The organism is Aquabacterium sp. G14 (assembly GCF_037482285.1).
GTDB lineage: Bacteria > Pseudomonadota > Gammaproteobacteria > Burkholderiales > Burkholderiaceae_C > Aquabacterium.
In genome coordinates, this window is the sequence record NZ_JBBEYB010000005.1 from 1 (window position 1) to 20,133 (window position 20,133).

Consider the following 20,133-nt stretch of genomic DNA (forward strand, 5'->3'; position numbering starts at 1 on the left):
ATTGTGAGCACAGCTGGCCTGGATGCGGTGCTGGTGGCAGTTGAATTGGCGCTGGAGAGCGCGCCACCGTCTGGCAAGGTCAGCGTCGAGCATGTGATCAATGTTCTGAGCAGGCTCAACCCTGCACCCACGCCTGAAGATGCACAGACCTGTTTGCAGGCGACAGTGGCCCCACTGGCCAACACGGCGCGCTACGACAGCTTGCGCGGGCAAGGCGGCACGGAGGAGATCAACCATGCGTGATATCGCTGCAGAGCTCAAACAACTGCGCCTGCACGGCATGGCGGGCGCATGGTTGGACCTGATCGAACAAGGGTCCAGTACGGGCTCAGAGGATGCACGGTGGTTGATTGAACACCTGCTGCAGGCCGAGGCCACAGACCGAGGCATGCGCTCGGTGAGCCATCAGATGCATGCAGCCAAGTTCCCTGTGCATCGAGACCTGGCTGGGTTCGACTTCGCTGTGTCCCCCGTTGACAGCAAGCTGGTTCACACGCTGGCAGAGACAGGCTTCACAGAAGTGGCGCACAACGTGGTGTTGGTGGGAGGGCCTGGCACCGGCAAGACCCACCTGGCCACAGCCATTGGCGTGTCCGGCATCACCAAGCATGGCAGGCGCGTGCGCTTTTACTCCACGGTGGATCTGGTCAACGCGCTGGAGCAAGAGAAGGCACAAGGCAAGGCCGGACGCATCGCGACGAGCTTGTTGCGCCTGGACCTGGTGATCCTCGATGAGTTGGGCTACCTGCCGTTCAGCCAGGCAGGCGGTGCGCTGCTGTTCCACTTGCTCAGCCGGTTGTACGAGCACACCAGCGTGATGATCACGACGAATCTGGACTTCGCGGAATGGTCGCGTGTCTTTGGTGATGCCAAGATGACGACGGCGCTGCTGGACCGGCTCACACACCACTGCCACATCCTGGAGACGGGCAACGAGTCACACCGATTCCTGCACAGTTCCAGCACGGCCAAGAGGCGCATCAAGGCACGAGAGCAGTCTCGGATGCAGGCTGCAGCAGAGGGCAAGGCCTGAAGCTCAAAGCGAAGGGGGAAGCCGCTGCGCGGCTTCCCCCTTGATGTTCAACCAAGCCGGCCGGAAAACTCAAAACCCAGGCCAGGCTCTACACTTATCCACAGCTGACCACCCTTTGGTCGGCTACCAGCCCTGGCTCAATATTGGATCGGCACGGTGGCTCAGATTTGGATCGGCGCGGACACGCGCAACACCTCACACGGTGCAACCGGTCACGATGGGCCGGAATCGTCGGTCACGTTCGCCAGAATACGCACTTGCACTTCGGCCACCATGTAGAACCGGTACACATGCCAAGCGTACAGGTACAGGTTACGCGCCGTCTCGAACTGAATGGCTATGGGCTCTGGAACGGCCGCACTGAGCCGAATGGCATCGATTTCAGCATGATGCACGGCCAGCGATGGGGTGGTTTGCCCTACAAACATATTGGTCCGGATGTCCGGCGCCATGACAGTTTCGGGGCTGCGCAGACATTCGGCCGGACGCAAGGTTGAATCGCTCACAGGGCTGCCGTACATCAGATGCGTCAAACGTCTAGCGTGACCACTAACTCCTCGCCCAGCATGTCAATGACCTTGACAGCCACCTTCGCACCCTCGGGCGGCACTGGCAACTCATATCGCCCACTCACCAGGTCTTGTTTGCGTGCCGGCACATCGGCCAACGCCACATTGAACACCTGACCGTCATACTGCGTGTCGATCAAGATGCAATCAACCACGGCGCGCCAATCGGTGATCTGCGCACGAAAAATGCCTTGGTCAAGATTCAATCGCTGCATGATGGTAGGTGAGACGACGTCCTCAATCTCGACCACCAATCGTGCATCTGAGCCCGCCCCTTGGCGCTGCGCCGTGACTTGTGCCGAAATGGGCTCGTGTTTGATGATGCCGCCCAGCTTGCGGTCGGTGCGCAACTCAACCACATGCAGCTTGTTCACCGGACGGTTTCGGTTGTACGCGGCAACCCAGGCGCGCGCATCGTGCTGCCAACCTAGACATACCACCATCACGTCGCGCTCTTCGGTCGGGCGGGTCTTGAGTTCGTTACGAACAGATTCGAGATCCAGCGGACTGAGCGGATGGTTGAATGGCACGATTTTTACCAGGCGACCGCCTTGCGTACCTTCGAAGAACGAATCTGTGCGCGTGCGTGTGACACCCAGGTGCTGGCAGGCCAACTCCACCGCTTCGTTGTGCTGGATCTGCAAGTCGTAGTCGTTGACGCGGTAGGTGGCGAAGCCTTTCTGACACGGGGCTTGCGGCCCATCGACAACGCCCATCATGTCGCTCTGCTGGGGCAATTGCAGGGCAGCAGTCTGCGCGCGCATCAGATCTTGCAGGCGCTTGGAGGTCGTCTGAATAGCGCCTTTGTTGATGTCGCAGCCGATCCAGCGGCGGCCAAGTCTCTGCGCGACTGCAGCGGTCGTACCTGAACCAATAAAGCAGTCGAGCACAAGATCACCAGCCGATGTAGAAGACTCAATTACACGCTCGAGGACGCGCTCAGGCTTCTGCGTGGGGTAGTCCAGCTTCTCAGTTTGATCAGCTGGCATCAAATACGGAAGCCGCCAAACATCGTCAATCGTTCTTTCTGTGTCTTCGTAATAGATCAAGTTCCCTTGATCGTCACGTGCTTGTTTGAGACTTTTCGAGGCAGGATCCCAAACTCGCTTCTGCTGTGTTTTGGGCTTTTCACGCGCTTCGCGCAAAGTGGTAAAGCTAAATTTCTCACCGTTTCGGTACGAGAGAATCACGTCGTGATTGGAGGCGAACCTACCGACGTTGCCCTGCATCTTGTTGTAGTAGTGCCAGACGATTTCATTAATGAACCGATCAGGGCCAAACACCTCGTCGAGTAGCAGCCTAAGGTGGCTATTTCTTGAGGAGTCGCAATGGAGATAGATCACTCCATCGGTAGCTAGCAGCTCCTTAAGCATTAAGAGGCGCTCATACATGAACTGCAAATAGTTGTCATTCGCCCAGATGTCGCTGTACTGCACCTGCTCGCCCAGCGTGTAGTCCTCACCGTCGATCTTTACTGTCCCCTTGGGTCCGCGTAGTTGCACCTTGCGCACATAGTCCGCTCCGCTGTCAAAGGGTGGATCGATGTAGATCAGCTTGACCTTGCCCCGAAAACCATTGGCCAGCAGGTGGGCCAGCACATCCTTGTTGTCGCCGTGGTAAAGCAGGCCGCTATGCGGTAAGTCCTTGGGCCAATCGCTCCAATCAACCTCTTGCAGGGTTACGGGCTGGCCTGCCGCGGCGTCAAACTGCTCGATAGCCTGTGCTGGGTAGGCCTTCACACGGGCCAGAGGCTTCTTGCCGACCCAAGTCAGCATGGGGCGGCCCTTGGCCTTGGCCACAGTCACGTCCTTGGGCTTTTTGATGTTGTCGGTCATGGTCATTCAGTGTTCTTTGCGTTGTGGCATGCGCTCAAGCGCCACGGATGAAGTCGCGCACTTGGGCATAGCCCTCTGCTTTGATGTCGGTGTCGGCGAACATCACGTGATAGGCCAATTTATCGGGGTTCAGGCCCTCCCAGGTCTTCAGCGCCACGGCCTTCTTTCCTTCCAGTGTTTGCGCGGCTTCGCCACGGCCTAGGCGCGCCAAGTCACCTTTGATGTCGGGGCTGAAGCTGTCGCGTTTGATCTCGACCACCAGATGCTTACCGTCAGCGCGGCGCAAGACAAAATCAGGCGTGTAGCGGTGCCAGCGTCCATCGTCGCCGAGGTATTCCGCGTACAGATCAGTCTTGGCCGGATCGGTGATGCCCCCCGTAAACCAGACCCCTTCGATTTGATGCTTCTCGTTTTGCAGCTGGGTCAGTGCCCACCGCAAGAACTCAGCCTCGGGCCCGGAATCGAAGTTGTAGCCCTCGTAGTGAAAGCTGTTGGCCAGGGCATGAGTGGCGTCAGGCGTGTCTTTGGCCGTCAGATAAAGCGGCTCGCGCTCTTTTGCAAAGCTTATGCGAGCCGTGTAGGCGGGTTTACCAGCACGCTCACTCAGCTCGAAACCATCGGCCTTGATCAAAGCAATGGCGACGTCGATTTCTTCAAAGTGCTCTTCGTAATCAGAGCGCTGGGCTTCAATCTGTTGACCCAAGGCCGCAAGGTGGTATTCCGGGATGTCAACGCCAGCTCCGTATGCCTGGCGCAGTGCCCTCAACACATCGGCAGCTGACAAGTGGTAGTTGGCCGCCAACTCTGAAGCGGCAGCATAGCTGTCTAGCTCAGGTGGTGGCGCCGGCAGCACATCGTCACCGCCATCCACTTTCTGCAGAGCAGTCTTGCCAGATGCTGACTGCACGGGCGTCAAAGTTTCCACCGTGACACCGGCTGGCGCAGCCACATCTGGCACCGTGAAGTGGAGTGGCGCAGAAGTGCCTGGCTCTGACTTGCGTCGATAGCGCAGCACGCGCTTCTTGATCAACAACGGCGGCAAATGCGGACGATGCAAAACGATTTCTCGCTCCACCCGCTCGGCACGCTGAGCGTCCAGATCTCTGAGCGAGGTGCCGTAGGTTTCGGCCAGCTGAGATTCCAGTGTCTTGCGGTTGCTGTCGGTCAGGTAAACACGCGCAGGGTGTTTGTTGCCTGGCACTTGACGTAAGCATCGGGTGGCTGCCTGGAGGACAAAGTTGTTGCTGTTGGCCAGCTTACGAACAAGCGCTGTGGCAAACAGACTTGGGCAGTTCCAGCCTTCGGTGCCCATGTTCACCAACAGCAAAATACGCTCAGGAGCTTCAGGGTTGCGCGCCACGGACTCAAACTGGCGTCGAGTGGCTTCGTTACTTTTGCCATCGACGGCCAAGATGATGTCGGTGCCGATGCCGTGCAGTGCCAGGGCCGATTCAACGGCGCCGCGCAGTTCATCGCGAGTTTCAATGTTGGGGAAGTACAGGGCCAATCTCGCAGGTGCTCCGTTGGGTAAGCTGACAGCCCAATAGTCGCGCACGAAGTCGTCAATGACGTTGGCCACCAAGGTGTCAACCTCGCCATCGCCCAGGTCAAACACCTTGATGTTCTGGGCCAGTTCTTTCAACACGCCGTCGCGGATGCCTTCACCCAAGCCATACCAAACCACCACGTCACGCAGTGGTTGGCGTTCAAAGTACGGCGTACCGGTGGCATTGATGACAACGACTAGGTTGGTTTCCTCGGCCAGATAGTCGATGGTGCGCCGAACCTTTTTAATGCCGTCATCCTTGAAGACAAGTTCACCCGTCTCTTTGTCCTTTTCCCATTTGCCCAGCAGCTTCTGTCCGTAGGTGTGATGAGCCTCATCGGAGAACACTGCCAGGTGGGGCAGAGATGCCACGGCTTGCAGGCGCAGGTTGGCGAGCTCGGTCTGTTCCTCGACTTTCGTGCCAGCGAACAGCGGCACTTGCTGCCCGTTGCTGCGCACATTGGGCTTCTGAATGCGGATCTTCTCGGTGTTGGTGACAATGACGTTGAACGTGCTACCCCACACAATAGGGATCTGCTTGTCGCCATCGCGGGTGAAGGTCAGCTTCAAACTGGCTGCAAATGCCTTGTGCATGCGCGGAGGCAGCAGCTTGTCATAGGGCACGTCAGACAGCTCACGCAGGGCGCTGAGGATGGTCTTGCCGGGGGCGAAGATCAACGCGTTTTGTACGAATGGGCCGCCTGGATACTCCATTGCCATTGCGAACTCGGTCGCCACAATCGAGCCCATCAGGATCGTCTTGCCTGCCCCCATGGCCAACGCCAGGATGTAGCTGGCGTAGTCGAGGGTCAAAGACTCGCGCAAGCTCTCCAGCGCGTACTTGCGGACGAAGGCGTTATCGTTCTTGACGCGTTCGAGACAAGTTTCAAGATCCTCATCAGCAATGAAACTGACGATTTCAGGATGGGTCAAGCCCATTGCCTCACGGCGATCCTTTTTGCTCGGGAACAGTTTGGCGTACAGATCGGGAATCTTGGGGGTGTCCAGCACCAGTCGGAGATACCAATAGGTTTCCAAGGCGCGCAACTGGGCACGGCGCAAGTAACGGAGTTGCCCACCCTCTATGTCCTCTACGGCAAACTCCAAAATCTCACGGATTGCCGGGTAGTCATCGCATGGATAGTTCGCGGAGCGCCACGCATCCACGCGATCAGAGAGGGCTTGATAGAGGTAGCTCATTAGATTTGTAGTTCTTTCTTGGGCGAAGTACTTTTCAGCGACGCCCCATCAAGGGTGATCGGCCAATCTTGACTTGTTCTGGCTTCAGCTTGGCTGGCGCCGAAAATCCTTCAAATGCATCACCTGGTCGCCAATCACCTACTGCATAGACACGTTGATCTCGTAACCCCTGCACGCCCTCGGCCCAAGCCATCAACATGCGCTTGCCGATGTCATTGAACCCGCTATGCCGCACCATGGCCTCACGGACCTTCGACCCCACATCGGCCACGGAATCACTGATCGCCTCGACCATCTGGGCCTGCTCTCTGGGCTGAATGCCAAAGTTGGCCGCGATGAACTTCTGCAGGTTCTTGCCTGGTGTCCAAGTCTTCTTGCCCATGAACTCAATGCCAGGTGGGTTGTGCTGAAAGCCTACATACACGCTGGTGGTCAGCATGTCGTAGGCAGGCGAGAGGTGCACATCAGCCCGGCTTGTGTACAGCAGCGCCAGGTTCTTGGCATGGCAATCGGCGTTGCGTAAGGCATAGGTCAGCAGCAAGGTGGTGGCCAGTTGTCGGAAGGTGTCTAACCTGCGCTCTACCGGCACGTGGTCACGCACAGCCTTGGCAATGCGCTCCCAGGTGGTGTCGTACTTTGCGGCAGGCCTCAAGCCCAGCAGTGAGCAAAAGTCTTCCATGCCCCAATACGGCTGGCCCTGTTCGTCCACATCGAAGCGATGCACAACCAGGGCCTGCCCGTCGTCTGACACGTCGGTCTTGGCCGTGGGCATGACCCTTGATGCCACTTGCATGCACAGGTGCTCGTTCAGCGCCACATAGGGTAGCTGCTTGCTGGAGCCCTTGATGATGTGCCGTCTTGTGATCAAACTGGCCTTCTTGTGCGCGGCCAATGGCGAACCCGGCAGCGGTGGTGTCTCCTCCGCCTCGTCCAGGAACTTTGGGACCACGCCAGACACGCCGCTGGTGGCGTGCTGGCGAACCAGGTTGGCAAAGGCCTCTTCAGAGTTGTCTCCCTTGAGCAGTGCAGCCACCTCAATGGGCTTGGCCGGTTGGTTCAGCTCCGCCCCTGTGGCAGCGACCTGGATGCGACCGACCATGTTGCGCCCGATGACGGACAGCAAGGCGATAGGGCTTGCGCCAATGTGCGGACCAAACTGCTCTTGCAGCACCTGCAACAGGTAGCCCTCTGGCAGATTCATCTGCAACATGGGCGGCAGTTGGTCATCCCACACGTAGGACTCGGTCCGCACCGGCATCGTCAGGGATACAAAGTCGTCAGGTGCAGTGCTGGCGTGATAGCTCAGGATGCTCTTGAAGTCGCCCGATTGCTCCAGCACGGCCACATCGCGGCCCATGACGTAGACCGAGAGCTTCATGCTTGGTTGCGCTCACGGCGCAGTTCGTCGAGCGTGCCCGCTTGCCCCGTGGGGATGATGTTGAGCTCCATGCCCAACACGGCCAATACAGCCAGCAGCTTGCGGGCGCCGAACTCGGCTCCGCGCCCCCGTTCGAAACGGGACAGGGATTCGGGTGTGATGCCCGCCTGCTCGGCGACCACCTGCTGGCGCAGCTTCAGCGCCTTGCGACGCTCTGCAACGGCTTCACCTAGCTCTTGGAGGGTTTGCATTTGATATTTATATCAAAATTATGCAGTGACGCATATTTTTTTGACATAAAAATCAAACATTGAGGAGTGGTAGGCCGTGTTGGACTTGAACCAACGACCAAAGGATTCCGGTTTGCGCCCATTTCTGGACTCCCTGGACTATGCCTTCGCCATGGGCCAAAAAGCCTGAAGGCGGGCGCCGTCTAGTCTCTACACCTTCCCGATGATTCGGGCTTGGCTCGGCATTGCCTTGTGCCTTGCGGCCGTCAGGTTTCACCGAATTTGACGCCATTCACACACCCGGTTTCCCTGGGTGGTGCACAACTTTCGCTATGAGTCCTCTGCTCTGACCAACTGAGCTAACGGCCCACTCGGCCCGGATTCTACATTGCCCAAAACATGCCTCCCCGCGTTTCGCTTGCGCGAAAACGCTGAGGACCCAGCCTAGGCTTTCGTTGTCAGCAGGCGTTCGACTCGCGCCAGGATCTCCGATGCAGGCAAGCCAAGGCCACCCGCAATGCGCAGCATCAGCGCCAGTGAAGGCTGGCGCTCTCCTCGTTCAAGCTTGCCGTAGTACGAGCGATCGACATTCGCCATCAAGGCGAACTGATCCTGGGCGATGGCCTGCCTCAAGCGTTCCGCTCGAATCACCTCGCCAAAAGCCGCTGCAGCCAGGGGCTCGAACGAAGTTGCTCGCCTAACCGGCGAGGGTATCTTTCGTGAGGGGGGGACTGGCTGAGACACGCGGCGAGGATGCCGACAGTGCTATGTTCTTGGCCACGGCATATATGCATCTCAGCGGAAGGCCGGTCAACCTCATTCCTTCACCAACAGGCCGCACATGCACAGCACACCCTTACCCACCTCTGACCTGGCGAGACTTGCTCAAGACGTGCTCGCACACGCCCCAGAGGCCGCACTCCCAATCAACCTGAGCGAGCAATGGCTCCACTGCATCGCGCGCGACCTGGCTTGCGGATTTGAGGAGTTGGAGGGAGACGGCTCACGTGAAGACTATCTGGCCGCCCCGTTGGCGCTAGTTCTTCACCTGCTGAGAGGTCAGGGGCGAACAGGTGAGGTCATCCCTTACGACGACCTGATGGGCTACATGAACGACTTCCGCATCGAAATCGCGCTGGAGCTGGTCAACCGAACGACACCGCTCAAGTCCACGCCTGCGACCATCGAAACCATTTTTCGGCAACGTGAGGTCGCAAGCGAGTTGAACGAGGGGCCTAGCCCTGCGTAAGTGCCTCGGCGCGGTACTCACGCACCTGCCGGCCGTAATCCCGACGGATGCGCTCGATGCTGTCGGTGTCAGCAAGATGCAAGTGGCGCAGTTCTGCAGCAAGGTCCGCCAAACGCCGTTCCTGACGGTCAACACGCTCGGCGCAGACATCGGCTTGACCAGCCAAGTCGCCAAGCTCTGCGCTGCAGATAGCCATGAGCTCGACGATGCACTCACGGGCGCACTCAAAAGCCACGGCCTGGTCCTGGGTCCACTTCTGCATCGCATTCACCTGTGATCGTTCAATCAGCATGCGCGGCCACAAGGCCATACACCCGGTTGTGTTTGCTCCGTTTCAATCATGACACGAGGCGCTCACGCGTCAACCCTCCACACGCCCCGGCTCGCCCTGATAAGTCCTCGAATTGCGTCTCTTGTCTTACGGATGTAAGCGGCAAGCTCGGCCAGCTTCTCGATTCTGAGCTGCTCTGTTTTGAAATGTGCCCCGTTGAGAACGCGCGCCATCTGGTTGATGTTCAGCCCAATGGAAAACAGCTCTCTGTTTGTGACCTCTAGCACCCACAGCTCTTTATCTGCGAAGACAGGCATACGGGTGACATTTGATTGAACCAATGCCGACACCCACTTACTGGGCTTCATGCCACACACGGCGGCTCTCCCACACACGGCCTGATGCACAAACGACGGCACACGAATCGTCATGCGTCGCAATTCTGCATTTTCAGGATCGGCTTCGATGTCTTCGGGCTGACAGCTTCCGCCCGCCAGCTCCCGGGCAACGATGGCCCTCAGAAGCTCGGATGGTGACGTGCCGCGCTTCGCGGCGAGGGCAGCAAAGTCCGCCTCGGTTGCATCATCAACGCGCGCTTGGAGAACTCGCCTTCGGGGTTTGCTCTGAGTCTGTTCAGGGTCGGTCATAGGTGCATGCAGGGCAAGGGAAAAGTTTGGGGAAGGCCCTATTCCTGACATCAAAATCCTTGAATGTCAGCAAGGTGTATGACAAAAGCGGCCCGAAGACCTATCCTGCCCTAGCCTCCAAGGCTCTCTCGCTGGCCCACCATTGCTTGGCTGAACGGGACACGATCGGTACAGAATTGGGCCAATAATGGGTCACATACAGTGCATCAATAGGACGTCATCGAGACGCACCTAGGCCATGAACAGGGCATCGCAGGGGCACATTTGGTACGAGCCGGGGACTGCAACTGCTATTGGTGACTTCATGACTGCTTGCGGCCTGCCGAAATGGGTCGCTTCGATGGATACAAGTGCCTGTTCGGTTCTCGGTGGATTACGGCATCGCCACCCCACACCATCAAGACCAGAAACCGGGATGGGGTTCAAGTGGTCAGGGTGGCTACGCCATGGCGCGCGAAGCTGACAGACGAGGTGAGCAAGGCAGGGCATCGACGAGTTATCCACAGGGCCACGCCTCTTACTAAGATTAGAAAGAGATTAAAGAAGATTAGACACCTCCCCTCGATGCTCGCAATGCCATGATTCAAAAGGACTTTTACCCACTTTTGCCTGTGGACAATGTAGGCGCTGTGACGGTAAAGCGTATGCGCTGTGACGGTAGGCTGCATGCGTCGTGACGGTACTGTGGACAAGGTGTGGAAGGCGCTGTGACGGTATCAAGGCAGCTGCATCAAGGCCGGCTCGGCGGGAAATAGCTCCACTGTGTTCTCGCATCGATGCTGGCGCCGCCACCGCCTGGGGCCATGTCGAACATGCAGGACATCACCCAACAGGTTCACGTCGACCTGGCTGCCATGCCTGGCGGATGCGTGAGCCCACTCTGATGCCGCGTGCTTCAACAGTTGCCGGAAGCTGCGCATGCACGCCGCATCACTGCCAGACAGCTTGTGCAGAAACTGCACCGTCAGGGGATACGGTTGATCGTGAGTCGAATAGAACCCGTGCAGCCATTGCGCCAGTGGCTTGCCGTCCAGTTCATTGCGGATCACCCAGTCGATGTAGGTGAAGTGCGCAGCCTCAAAGAAAGGCCGCCAGGCGACGTTGATCACAACCACATACCGCTTGGTTCGCTCGTCCTGGATCGCGTCGTGGATCAGACTGCCGATGTAGGTCACGCGTCGCCCCTGCACATTGCAGGACATCTCAAGCGCAGTGGCCTTAAGTCGAAGGATTCTTCTGTGCAGGGTGCGGCGATTGCCTCCGGTATCCGTCTTGCAGATCAGCCGCAGCAGTTGGTAGGCCGTGAATTCACATTGCGCACCCAATGGCTGGCGCCGAGCGAGATGCAAGATGGCCTCCCAAACATCCAGATCACCCTGATCCAGTCGCTGACCCGTATAGAGGATCTGGGCATCGCCTGTGGTTGCCACCTGTACCTGCTCCAGGTACCGACGCGCACCCTTGCCAAAGACACCGAACAAGGCAGAACGCAGCGCCACATTCGGCACTCCGCGTGCTTGCTCAGGCCATGGTTCCGGCCACATCGCCTTGGACATTGATACCAGCGGTGAAGGCGATCAGGCTGCAGACCCATCAATCGAACCGCAGTCGACCAACCTGGCGATGAGGCCGGCTTTGAAATGAACACGACGCCCGATCTTGACGCGGGCCTGCATCAGCTGGCGTCCCAATGCGTTGCTGCCACGGATCGTGATGCGCAGCCCTTCTGGGCTACGGTCCAACAGTTCTGCGACCTGCAGCAGGGTCATCAAGGGGCCGTACTTTTCAACAAGCGCTTGTTCCGTGGTCATTCGTATTTCTCCGCAATCAACACTGAAGATTGCGCAAGATTACGGATGAGGAGACAATGAATGGTCTGATTTTTATGAACAAAAACTTCCGGGATTGATCGCTCCGTGCTGCCCATCGAACCAGTCATCTTTCGCGGTACGGATCAACGCGTCGCGATGGTCATCCGGCGCTGCCTGTCTCTAATCACGGACCAGCACTCGGTGACATCTCGTCGCCATGCAATTTCGACACTTCTGAAGCTTGAGGTCGATGCCGAGGTGGCTCGGGTTTTGACGTCGTATCGAGGGCGTTGGGATCGGGGCCTGCTGCAGGGCTTTTTGCCTTCAAGGGCATGGCTTCAATCGCCCGTTGGGGATAAGCCGATCCAAGGCGGCACGACGCTCAGCACAGCCATTGGTCGTGCAGAACAATGGCGTTCGCGCATCAGACAGGCAGTCCACAGCGCACAACGCCATGGCGAAGATCCGACAAACAAGGCATGCGATAGGTTCTGCAGCACGTTGGATTCGGTGATGAGTCTGATTGACACGATCAGCACCAGGCGTCCCGTCCACACAGGAGGGCCGAACGGGCGTATCTGCCTGGCGCCACCGGGCAAGCATGAGGATTACTGCGAGCTGTGCTGGCGGCGAACCGAGATCGCCATGAAAGGTGACCTGCGCGACGCAGACAACCGCAAGCTGAGCGTCAGCAGACGCTTTTGTGAGGAGCACAACCCCCAGTCAGCCACTTCGAACTACCGCCGTGACATCAAGTTCAGATCCGCATTTTTGGCAGAGATCGAGCAAATCGGGCGCCTGAAGCTTGCACTGTGTGACTCCAAGTTCAAATTCGTTTCGGACTTGGAAACACCCTCAGGTTGGGAACTACACATTGCCCCCGTAACCGCACACCCGGAAGACGTCAGGCGGGCGGCCTACGCACTCGTGCACAGCAGGCTTCGTGGCACACCTGCGCAGTGCTGGGCTTTTAAGAAGCAGGGGCTGAATAGCCAACAGACGGCAGCCAGACTTGGAATCACAGACCGCGCGGTACGGTTAGCGTTGTCAACGATCGTTCCCAAGCTCAAGCAAGCCGAGGAGATCCGGTGGGGCGCCGCACCACGGAGCAGATTCGAGTCGTTTGTGGCACGTCAGTCCATACGTGAGTGACCGGCCGGGACTGCCCCGAAGCGGCCCGCCGCAATCCGCGACCTGGCCAGTTCGAGGAGGTGGCCCCCTCATCACGCAGTTACTTCACCTCAGACAGGCGATCCAACTTGGCCACCAGATCCTCCGCCCGGAGGTGGGTATATCGCTTGAGCATCTGCATCGACTTGTGCCCGCTGATGGCAGACACCTCCTGGTCGCTGAGGCCCGCTTCAACAAATCGGCTCACTGCCTCGTGTCGCAAATCGTGGAAGTGCAGATCAGACATCCCAGCCTTCGCCTTGATCTCCAGCCACGCCTTGTTGAAGTTGTACGGACGGCGCTTGCCATCCTTGCCTGGCTCTCCAAAGAACACCAGGTGGGTTTCCTTCTTGGGGCGCAGCGGGTTGTCCAAAGCCTCCTGAAACAAGGCTGACGCCTTGAGGCTGAGCGGCACCGTCCGTGGCATGGTGTTCTTGGTGTGCTTGAGAGCCACCACACGCCTGACCAGGTCGACCTGCTCCACCTTCAGGGAGGTGATCTCAGAAGAGCGCATGCCGGTTTCAATGGCAATTCGAACAATCCAACGCAGCATGGGGTTCGAGTACTGGTCGATCAGCTGCATCAAGCGCTGCTCTTCCGTGGGGCTCAGGCGGCGATTGCGACCCGCACCCGGCGATGGGCGGCGAACGTTGAGCACTGGGTTGTAAACCAGACCCACGCCCCACTCCTTGATTGCCACGGTGAACAGGTGACCGAGCAAGGCTAGCTCTAGGCGCACCGTGTTGGGTTGGAGCGGCATGGGATTGCCTTTGGCGTCCTTGCGGTCAGCGCCTGCCAGGCGGTCGTCCCGGTACTTGGCCACCAGCTCTGATGTGATGCCTGCCAGGGCGTAGGCGCCAAAGTGAGCTTTGAGGGTAGCCGCTCGGGGCTTCTCGCCCTGCTGGGTGTACGGGCGCTTGTGGATCGTCACTTCGCGCAAGTAGCGATTCATGGCGTCCGAGAAGAGCATCTTCTCGGCCTGGCTTCGCTTGACGTACATGCCGCGCACCATCTCATCTTCGGTGGAGCGCGCCCAATCCTCAGCGTCACGCTTGAGGCGGAATGTCTTGCTGGTTGTGGGGAAGCCGGTTTTGCGGATGACGGCTTTCCAGGTCCCTGATGGTGTCTTGACGATGGTTGGCATTCGAGGCTCTTGATGGGTCGTCTCTTAGCACTGTACCGAATTTGTACCTTTGGGTACTTTTCGGAGGCTGATGGTGACACACCAATCGCTCGCCAACCTCGATGAATAAAGGGGTCCTGGGATTTAGCCCCTGGCAGACTCCACAGGATTATGAGTCCTCTGCTCTGACCAACTGAGCTAACGGCCCCCTGCCTTGCACAACAAGGAAGCGGCGATTGTAGAGCGAAGTCTGCTCACGCCTTACCCTTCAAACGCCGGGAACTGCGGCAGGGTCTTCATGACGTTCTCATCATGGGCTGGCACCAGCTTCAAGCCCGGAAAGTGCCGCTGAATGCCATGCAAACGCACGATCGCAGCCTGGTTCATGGCCTCGTCATGGTCCAGATGCACCATGCGGCGCAGCACCTTGGAGCGGTCTGCAGGCCAGTCGATGCCCTCCTTCGTCCAGGTCACATCCCCGGTGAAGAAATAGCGCTTGCCCGAGGGCAGGTTCAGGAACATACCAGTGTGGCCGGCCGTGTGCCCGGTCAAAGGCACCAACACCACCGAACCATCCTTGAACATGTCCAAGCTGCGCTCGAACCCGACATAGGGCCCATCGGTGAATTGCAGCGAACGCCAGCGTTTGACCGTCTCGAATTGCGAGCGCAAGAACGCCGGCGGCCCACCATGCTCAGCCTGAGTCTGCTCTTGTGGGGTCACCCACACCTCGGCATCGGGGAAGTCCACCAGACCACTGACGTGGTCCCAGTGCATGTGCGAAGGCACGATCATGCGGATGCGTGACACCGGCCATCCAGCCGCCGCCAGCTGATCCGCCGCCGGCCTCACCTCCCCGTAGCCCAGAAGCAGTTGGTGCGCCACCCCGTTGACCGCAAACTGGGCCGCATGTTCACGCCCCAAACCGGTGTCAAACAGGAACGCCGCCTGCGGATGGTTCACCAGCACGGCCACCTGCACTGGGCGGCGATAGGTCAGCCAAGAGCCCCCGCCCACCACCAGCGCCTCTGACCCGCCATTCGAGGCGGCCGTGGGCAAAACGGAGAACGCAAGACCCTTGGGCGGTTGCGCCGCGGGCAAGGTGGCGCCCATGTCGGGCCAGTTTGCCGGCACAGGCAAGCGATCATCTTGTGCGCTGATGAGCGCGGCGCCCCCCACCAGCAAAGCAGAGACCCCAGCCAAGGTCCACAGGACCCGGCGCCAGGCCCCACCGCGCTGAACAGGGCGAGAAAGAACAGTTTGAGCAGTCATGTCCCGCAGCTTAGGGCGCGCGGCCACCTCACACCCCCCTCAGCCGAGGGTGGGACTGACACTCACTTCTGGCTCAGCGCGTTGCTGACCAGGCGCGAGGTGATGTCCACGATCTCGATCATGCGGTCGTAGGCCATGCGGGTGGGACCGATCACGCCCAGCGTGCCGACCACCTGGCCGTTGATCTCGTACGGCGCCGACACCACCGACAACTCCTCGAACGGTACCACCTGGCTTTCGCCGCCAATGTAGATGCGCACGCCATCGGCACGGCTGGAGCCGTCGAGCAGGCGCATCAGCTGCGTCTTCTGCTCGAACAGGTCGAACATGCGGCGCAGCGAGCCCAGGTCGTGCGAGAAGTCTTCCACCGTCAGCAGGTTGCGCTCGCCGGACAGCACCAGTTGGTCGCTGCTTTCGGCCAGGGCCTCGCCGCCAGCCTGCACCGCCGCCTGCATCAGCGTGGCAATGTCACCGCGCAACTGATCGACCTCTGAACGCAGGCGCTCGCGCATTTCGTCGATCGTCAGACCCGAGTAATGGCTGGTGAGGATGTTGCTGGCCTCGACCAGTTGCGACTGGCTGAAATCTTCGGCGGTGAAGATGACGCGGTTTTGCACGTCACCATCGGGCGAGACCAGGATGACCAGCACGCGCTTATCACCCAGGCGCAAAAACTCGATGTGGCGGAAGACCGAAGCCTTGCGCGGCGCCGTGACCACGCCCACGAACTGCGACAGGCTGGACAGGATGTTCGCGGCGTTGGCGATCACGCGCTGTGGTTGATCTGGCTGCAGTTGCCCGCGGGCCTCGCTGGCCAGTTCGGCCAAGCCTTGCGGACGGGCGGTCAGCATGGTGTCCACGAACAGGCGATAGCCCTTGGGCGTGGGCACGCGACCGGCCGAGGTGTGGGGGCTGACGATCAGGCCCAGGTCCTCCAGGTCGGCCATCACGTTGCGGATGGTCGCGGCCGACAAGTCCAGACCCGACGCGCGCGACAGCGTGCGAGAGCCAACAGGTTGGCCATCGGCAATGTAGCGCTCTACAAGCGCTTTCAACAGGATCTTCGCACGGTCATCCAGCATGGGTTCTTCATTCTAGTTTCTGGCCCGGGTTTTTGCCGCCCACCCGCCGGGGGAATGACCTAATTTGACACATTCGCTGTGGTGTAATTCCTCGCATGTCGAGTCCGTCTTCCTGCCGTTTCCGTCACGCTGCCCTGGTAGGCAAATACCAGGCCCGCGGCATCCGCCCGATCCTGGAGGATGTCGCGCATTTGTTGGCCCGCGCGGGGGTGGATGTGTCTCTGGAAAGCGAAACCGCTTTCAACACCGGGATGACGGAATACCCAGCGCTGACGATCAAGGAGATCGGCCAGCAGTGCGACGTGGCCGTGGTGCTCGGCGGCGACGGCACGATGCTGGCCATCGCCCGTGAACTGGCGCCCTTCAACATCCCGCTGATCGGCATCAACCACGGCCGCCTGGGCTTCATCACCGACCTGCCGCTCAAAGACGTGGGCACCACGCTGCCGCTGATGCTGCGCGGTGAGTACGAAGAAGAAAGCCGCGCCATGCTCGCAGGCGCCGTGCTGCGCCCCATCCGCGGCGACGGTTTTGAGACCATCTACGAAGGCTTTGCCATCAACGAGGTGCTGGTGAGCCGTGGCGCCACCGCCAGCATGGTCGAGCTGCGCGCCGAGATCGATGGCCAGTTCGTCGCCAACTACCGCGCCGACGGTCTGCTGGTGTCCTCGCCCACCGGCTCGACCGCGTATGCGATGTCGGCGGGCGGCCCCATCATGCACCCCGGTGTGGGTGGCTGGGTGATTGTGCCCATTGCCTCGCACACGCTGTCCAACCGCCCGCTGGTAGTGTCGGACGACGTGACCATCACCATCGAGATCGTGGCCGGCAAGGATGCAGGCATGAACTTCGACATGCAAAGCCTCGCCAGCCTGCTGCACGGCGACCGCGTGATCGTGCGACGCTCGGACCACCACGTGCGCTTCCTGCACCCCAAGGGCTGGAGCTACTACGCGACCCTGCGCCGCAAACTGCGCTGGAATGAAGGAGTGAGTTGACACCATGCTGCGTCGCCTGACCCTGCGTGATTTCGTCATCGTGACCAGTCTGGAAGTGGACCTGAGCGGCGGCTTCACCGCGCTGACAGGCGAGACCGGTGCGGGCAAGTCCATCCTGATCGACGCCTTGCAACTCGCCTTGGGCAGCCGGGGTGACGCCGGCGTGGTGCGCGAAGGCGCGGCACGTGCCGACATCACCGCCGAATTCGAGCCCTCGGCCCAACTCACCGCCCTGCTGACGCCCTGGCTGGAAGAAGCCGGCTTCGACAACCTGGAGCTTGGCGCACCGCTGTTGCTGCGCCGTGTGGTGGACGCTCAGGGCAAGAGCCGTGCGTGGATCAATGGCTCCCCCGCCACGGCCACGCAGTTGCGCGAGTTGGGCGAGTACCTGGTCGACATCCACGGCCAGCACGCCTGGCAAAGCCTGACCCGCGCCGACGCCGTGCGTGCACTGGTCGATGCGCAAGCGGGTGTGGACAGCGAGGCGCTGCAAGCTGCCTGGGTGGCACGCCGCGAGGCCGCCCGCCGCCTGGACGAAGCGCGCAGCCAACAGGCCGATCTGGAGCGTGAACGCGAGCGCCTGCAATGGCAGATCGGTGAGCTGGACAAGCTCAACCCGCTGGCCGACGAGTGGGACACGCTGAACGCCGAACACAGCCGTCTGAGCCACGGCCAGGCCATTCTGGACGCGGCCCGTCTGGCTCTGGATGCCATCTCGGAAGCCGACGAGAGTGCCGACAGCCTGACCACCCGCGCCATTGACGCGCTGGAAGACGTGGCCTCGGTGGAGCCGAACCTGGGTAACGCGCTGGAAGTGCTGCGCGAGGCCCAGGCCCAGTTGCAGGATGCGGCACGCAGCCTCAACAGCGCTTTGCACCACACGGAGCTGGACCCCGATCGCCTGGCTGAGCTCGACAACCGCATGTCGATGTGGATGAGCCTGGCCCGCCGCTACCGTCGCCCCGCACCCGAGCTGCCCGAGTTGCTGCAAAGCTGGCGCGAGGAGCTGGCCCAGCTGGACGCTGCCACCGACCTGGACAAGCTGGAGCGCGAAGCCCAGGCCGCTCATCAGGCCTGGCAGAAGGTGGCCCACACCGTGAGCCGCCAGCGTAGCGCCGCCGCCCCCGCTTTGTCGCAGGCCGTGACGGAGGCCATGCAGGAGCTGGGCATGAAGGGTGGCCGCTTCGAGGTGGCTCTGAGCGCACAAACCGAGCCCCAGGCCTATGGTCTGGAGAACATCGAGTTCCTGGTGGCTGGGCATGCCGGCAGCACGCCGCGCCCACTGGGCAAGGTGGCTTCGGGCGGCGAACTGTCGCGTCTGGCGCTGGCCATTGCCGTCACCACCTCGCAGCGCAGCGACGAGCGCAGCCAGGTCGGCACCCTCATCTTCGACGAGATCGACTCGGGTGTGGGCGGCGCCGTGGCCGACACCGTGGGCCGCCTGATGCAGCGCCTGGGTCGTGACCGTCAGGTGCTGGCCGTGACCCACCTGGCCCAGGTCGCCGCCTGTGCGCACCAGCATCTGGTCGTGGCCAAAGCGGTGCACGACGGGCAGACCACCAGCGACATCCGTGAAGTGCGCGACGAGGTGCGCGCCACCGAGATCGCGCGCATGCTGGGGGGGCAGATCACCGACACCAGCCGGGCACATGCGCAGGCCATGCTCGCCACCGCATACGCGCACGACACCCAGGATGCCGAGACCGCGCCTGCCACCGGCAAAGCCCCCCGCAAACGCAAGGAAGCCGCATGAGCCAGCTCGACATCGTGTTGCTGACCGGCATTTCCGGCTCGGGCAAATCCGTGGCGCTCAACGCGCTGGAGGACGCAGGCTACTTCTGCGTGGACAACCTGCCGCCGGAATTGCTGCGCGGTCTGGTCGATCTGGAAGTGCAGCGCCCGCCTGAGCTGAAACGCCGCATTGCGGTGGCCATGGACGCGCGCAGTGTGGACTCGCTGCCTCACCTCAAGCCCGTGCTTGACACCCTGCGGCAAGAGGGTCTGAAGGTGCGCTCGGTGTTTCTGGATGCCAGCACCGACACGCTGGTGCGCCGCTTCTCGGAAACACGCCGCCCTCACCCCTTGTTGAAGCTGCGGCCCCAGCCTGCCACAGACACCCCGCGCCGACGCGCCAGTGACCATGAGACCGCCGGCGCCGAAGCCGCCACGCATGCCCTGATCGACACGATCACCATGGAGCGCGAACTGCTGGGTCCTTTGCGCGAAGTGTCCACCGTGATCGACACCAGTCTGCTGCGACCAGCGCAGCTGCGCACCTGGGTGCGTCACATCGTCGGTGCGGAGCCCGCCGGCCTGACCCTGGTGTTCGAATCGTTTGCGTACAAGCACGGCGTGCCGATGGACGCCGACTTCGTCTTTGACGTGCGCATGCTGCCCAACCCCTTCTACCTGAAGGAGCTCAAGCCGCTGACCGGGCGCGATCAACCGGTAATCGACTATCTGGACGCGCAACCGGAGTCCGCAGAGCTGTTGGCACAGATCGAGGCGTTCTTGTTGCGCTGGCTGCCCACGTTGGAGAGCGATCAGCGCAGCTATGTGACCGTGGCCATGGGCTGCACCGGCGGTCAACACCGCTCGGTGTACTGCGTGGAGCAGTTGGTCAAGCGCTTTGCGGGCCGAGGGGCCGTGCTGTCACGTCACCGTGAACAGGATGCCCGCAGCGTCTGAGTGACCTGATCGACCACATCGGCCGACCAGG

General features: G+C 60.5%; 19 protein-coding genes and 1 pseudogene. 7 read left to right on the forward strand and 13 right to left on the reverse strand.

Features of this window, described 5'->3' with window-relative positions:
- Both WIT60_RS07135 and istB read left to right on the forward strand, forming a co-directional pair.
- A pseudogene (locus WIT60_RS07135) lies at positions 1–243 on the forward strand (IS21 family transposase); the annotation flags it as partial.
- Positions 236–1,033, forward strand: a complete 798-nt coding sequence (istB, locus tag WIT60_RS07140) for an IS21-like element helper ATPase IstB (protein WP_012080644.1) — start codon at positions 236–238, stop codon at positions 1,031–1,033. The pseudogene WIT60_RS07135 and the gene istB, both read left to right, overlap by 8 nt.
- A 212-nt stretch (positions 1,034–1,245) precedes the next feature.
- On the opposite strand, the gene WIT60_RS07145 is transcribed toward istB, so the two are convergent.
- From WIT60_RS07145 to WIT60_RS07170, 6 genes are all read right to left on the reverse strand, one after another.
- Positions 1,246–1,554 (reverse strand): hypothetical protein, encoded by a 309-nt coding sequence (locus tag WIT60_RS07145; protein WP_339583253.1) that lies wholly within the window; start codon positions 1,552–1,554, stop codon positions 1,246–1,248.
- Between the two features lie 8 nt (positions 1,555–1,562).
- A complete protein-coding gene (locus tag WIT60_RS07150) occupies positions 1,563–3,437 on the reverse strand; it encodes a site-specific DNA-methyltransferase (protein WP_339583254.1) in 1,875 nt (624 codons plus the stop codon).
- Between the two features lie 34 nt (positions 3,438–3,471).
- Complete coding sequence (locus tag WIT60_RS07155; RefSeq protein WP_339583255.1) at positions 3,472–6,183, reverse strand: DEAD/DEAH box helicase family protein; 2,712 nt, start codon at positions 6,181–6,183, stop codon at positions 3,472–3,474.
- A gap of 34 nt (positions 6,184–6,217) precedes the next feature.
- Positions 6,218–7,561 (reverse strand): type II toxin-antitoxin system HipA family toxin, encoded by a 1,344-nt coding sequence (locus tag WIT60_RS07160; protein WP_339583256.1) that lies wholly within the window; start codon positions 7,559–7,561, stop codon positions 6,218–6,220.
- Positions 7,558–7,812, reverse strand: a complete 255-nt coding sequence (locus WIT60_RS07165; RefSeq protein ID WP_320365939.1) for a helix-turn-helix domain-containing protein — start codon at positions 7,810–7,812, stop codon at positions 7,558–7,560. The genes WIT60_RS07160 and WIT60_RS07165 overlap by 4 nt, the downstream gene beginning before the upstream one ends.
- Before the next feature lie 423 nt (positions 7,813–8,235).
- The gene (locus WIT60_RS07170; RefSeq protein ID WP_339583257.1) at positions 8,236–8,535 is read right to left on the reverse strand and encodes a helix-turn-helix domain-containing protein; all 300 of its coding nucleotides are present in this window, start codon (positions 8,533–8,535) and stop codon (positions 8,236–8,238) included.
- 97 nt (positions 8,536–8,632) lie between these two features.
- Here WIT60_RS07170 and WIT60_RS07175 point away from each other — a divergent pair, with 97 nt between their 5' ends.
- A complete protein-coding gene (locus WIT60_RS07175; protein ID WP_339583258.1) occupies positions 8,633–9,040 on the forward strand; it encodes a hypothetical protein in 408 nt (135 codons plus the stop codon).
- On the opposite strand, the gene WIT60_RS07180 is transcribed toward WIT60_RS07175, so the two are convergent.
- From WIT60_RS07180 to WIT60_RS07195, 4 genes are all read right to left on the reverse strand, one after another.
- Positions 9,027–9,332 carry a hypothetical protein gene (locus tag WIT60_RS07180; protein ID WP_339583259.1) on the reverse strand — a complete coding sequence of 102 codons (306 nt, stop codon included), beginning with the start codon at positions 9,330–9,332 and terminating at the stop codon, positions 9,027–9,029. The two genes, WIT60_RS07175 and WIT60_RS07180, sit on opposite strands and share 14 nt — an antisense overlap.
- Before the next feature lie 62 nt (positions 9,333–9,394).
- Complete coding sequence (gene mobC, locus WIT60_RS07185) at positions 9,395–9,958, reverse strand: plasmid mobilization relaxosome protein MobC (RefSeq protein WP_339583260.1); 564 nt, start codon at positions 9,956–9,958, stop codon at positions 9,395–9,397.
- Between the two features lie 716 nt (positions 9,959–10,674).
- Positions 10,675–11,514 carry a plasmid replication initiator TrfA gene (gene trfA, locus WIT60_RS07190; RefSeq protein WP_339583261.1) on the reverse strand — a complete coding sequence of 280 codons (840 nt, stop codon included), beginning with the start codon at positions 11,512–11,514 and terminating at the stop codon, positions 10,675–10,677.
- 21 nt (positions 11,515–11,535) lie between these two features.
- The gene (locus WIT60_RS07195; RefSeq protein ID WP_339583262.1) at positions 11,536–11,769 is read right to left on the reverse strand and encodes a DNA-binding protein; all 234 of its coding nucleotides are present in this window, start codon (positions 11,767–11,769) and stop codon (positions 11,536–11,538) included.
- A gap of 105 nt (positions 11,770–11,874) precedes the next feature.
- On the opposite strand from WIT60_RS07195, the gene WIT60_RS07200 reads away from it, so the two are divergent.
- Positions 11,875–12,921, forward strand: coding sequence for a hypothetical protein (locus WIT60_RS07200; protein WP_339583263.1), 1,047 nt, complete (start codon positions 11,875–11,877; stop codon positions 12,919–12,921).
- Between the two features lie 79 nt (positions 12,922–13,000).
- Here the strand turns inward: WIT60_RS07200 and WIT60_RS07205 are convergent, their stop codons facing one another.
- The 3 genes from WIT60_RS07205 to hrcA all read right to left on the reverse strand — a co-directional run bounded on the left by WIT60_RS07205 (position 13,001) and on the right by hrcA (position 16,416).
- Complete coding sequence (locus tag WIT60_RS07205; RefSeq protein ID WP_339583264.1) at positions 13,001–14,083, reverse strand: site-specific integrase; 1,083 nt, start codon at positions 14,081–14,083, stop codon at positions 13,001–13,003.
- Positions 14,084–14,323: 240 nt separating this feature from the next.
- Positions 14,324–15,334 carry an MBL fold metallo-hydrolase gene (locus tag WIT60_RS07210; protein ID WP_339583265.1) on the reverse strand — a complete coding sequence of 337 codons (1,011 nt, stop codon included), beginning with the start codon at positions 15,332–15,334 and terminating at the stop codon, positions 14,324–14,326.
- A 62-nt stretch (positions 15,335–15,396) separates the two neighbouring features.
- Positions 15,397–16,416: a heat-inducible transcriptional repressor HrcA gene (gene hrcA, locus WIT60_RS07215; RefSeq protein ID WP_339583266.1), complete on the reverse strand. Its 1,020-nt coding sequence runs from the start codon at positions 16,414–16,416 to the stop codon at positions 15,397–15,399.
- A gap of 95 nt (positions 16,417–16,511) precedes the next feature.
- Between hrcA and WIT60_RS07220 the strand changes: the two genes are divergently transcribed.
- Genes WIT60_RS07220 through rapZ form a run of 3 tightly spaced genes read left to right on the forward strand, consistent with a single transcriptional unit; the run spans position 16,512 to position 20,102 of the window.
- Positions 16,512–17,414, forward strand: coding sequence for an NAD kinase (locus WIT60_RS07220; RefSeq protein ID WP_320364188.1), 903 nt, complete (start codon positions 16,512–16,514; stop codon positions 17,412–17,414).
- A gap of 4 nt (positions 17,415–17,418) precedes the next feature.
- The gene (gene recN, locus WIT60_RS07225; RefSeq protein WP_339583267.1) at positions 17,419–19,167 is read left to right on the forward strand and encodes a DNA repair protein RecN; all 1,749 of its coding nucleotides are present in this window, start codon (positions 17,419–17,421) and stop codon (positions 19,165–19,167) included.
- Positions 19,164–20,102 (forward strand): RNase adapter RapZ, encoded by a 939-nt coding sequence (gene rapZ, locus WIT60_RS07230; RefSeq protein ID WP_339583268.1) that lies wholly within the window; start codon positions 19,164–19,166, stop codon positions 20,100–20,102. Before recN ends, rapZ begins: the two co-directional genes overlap by 4 nt.
- Positions 20,103–20,133 lie beyond the last annotated feature (31 nt).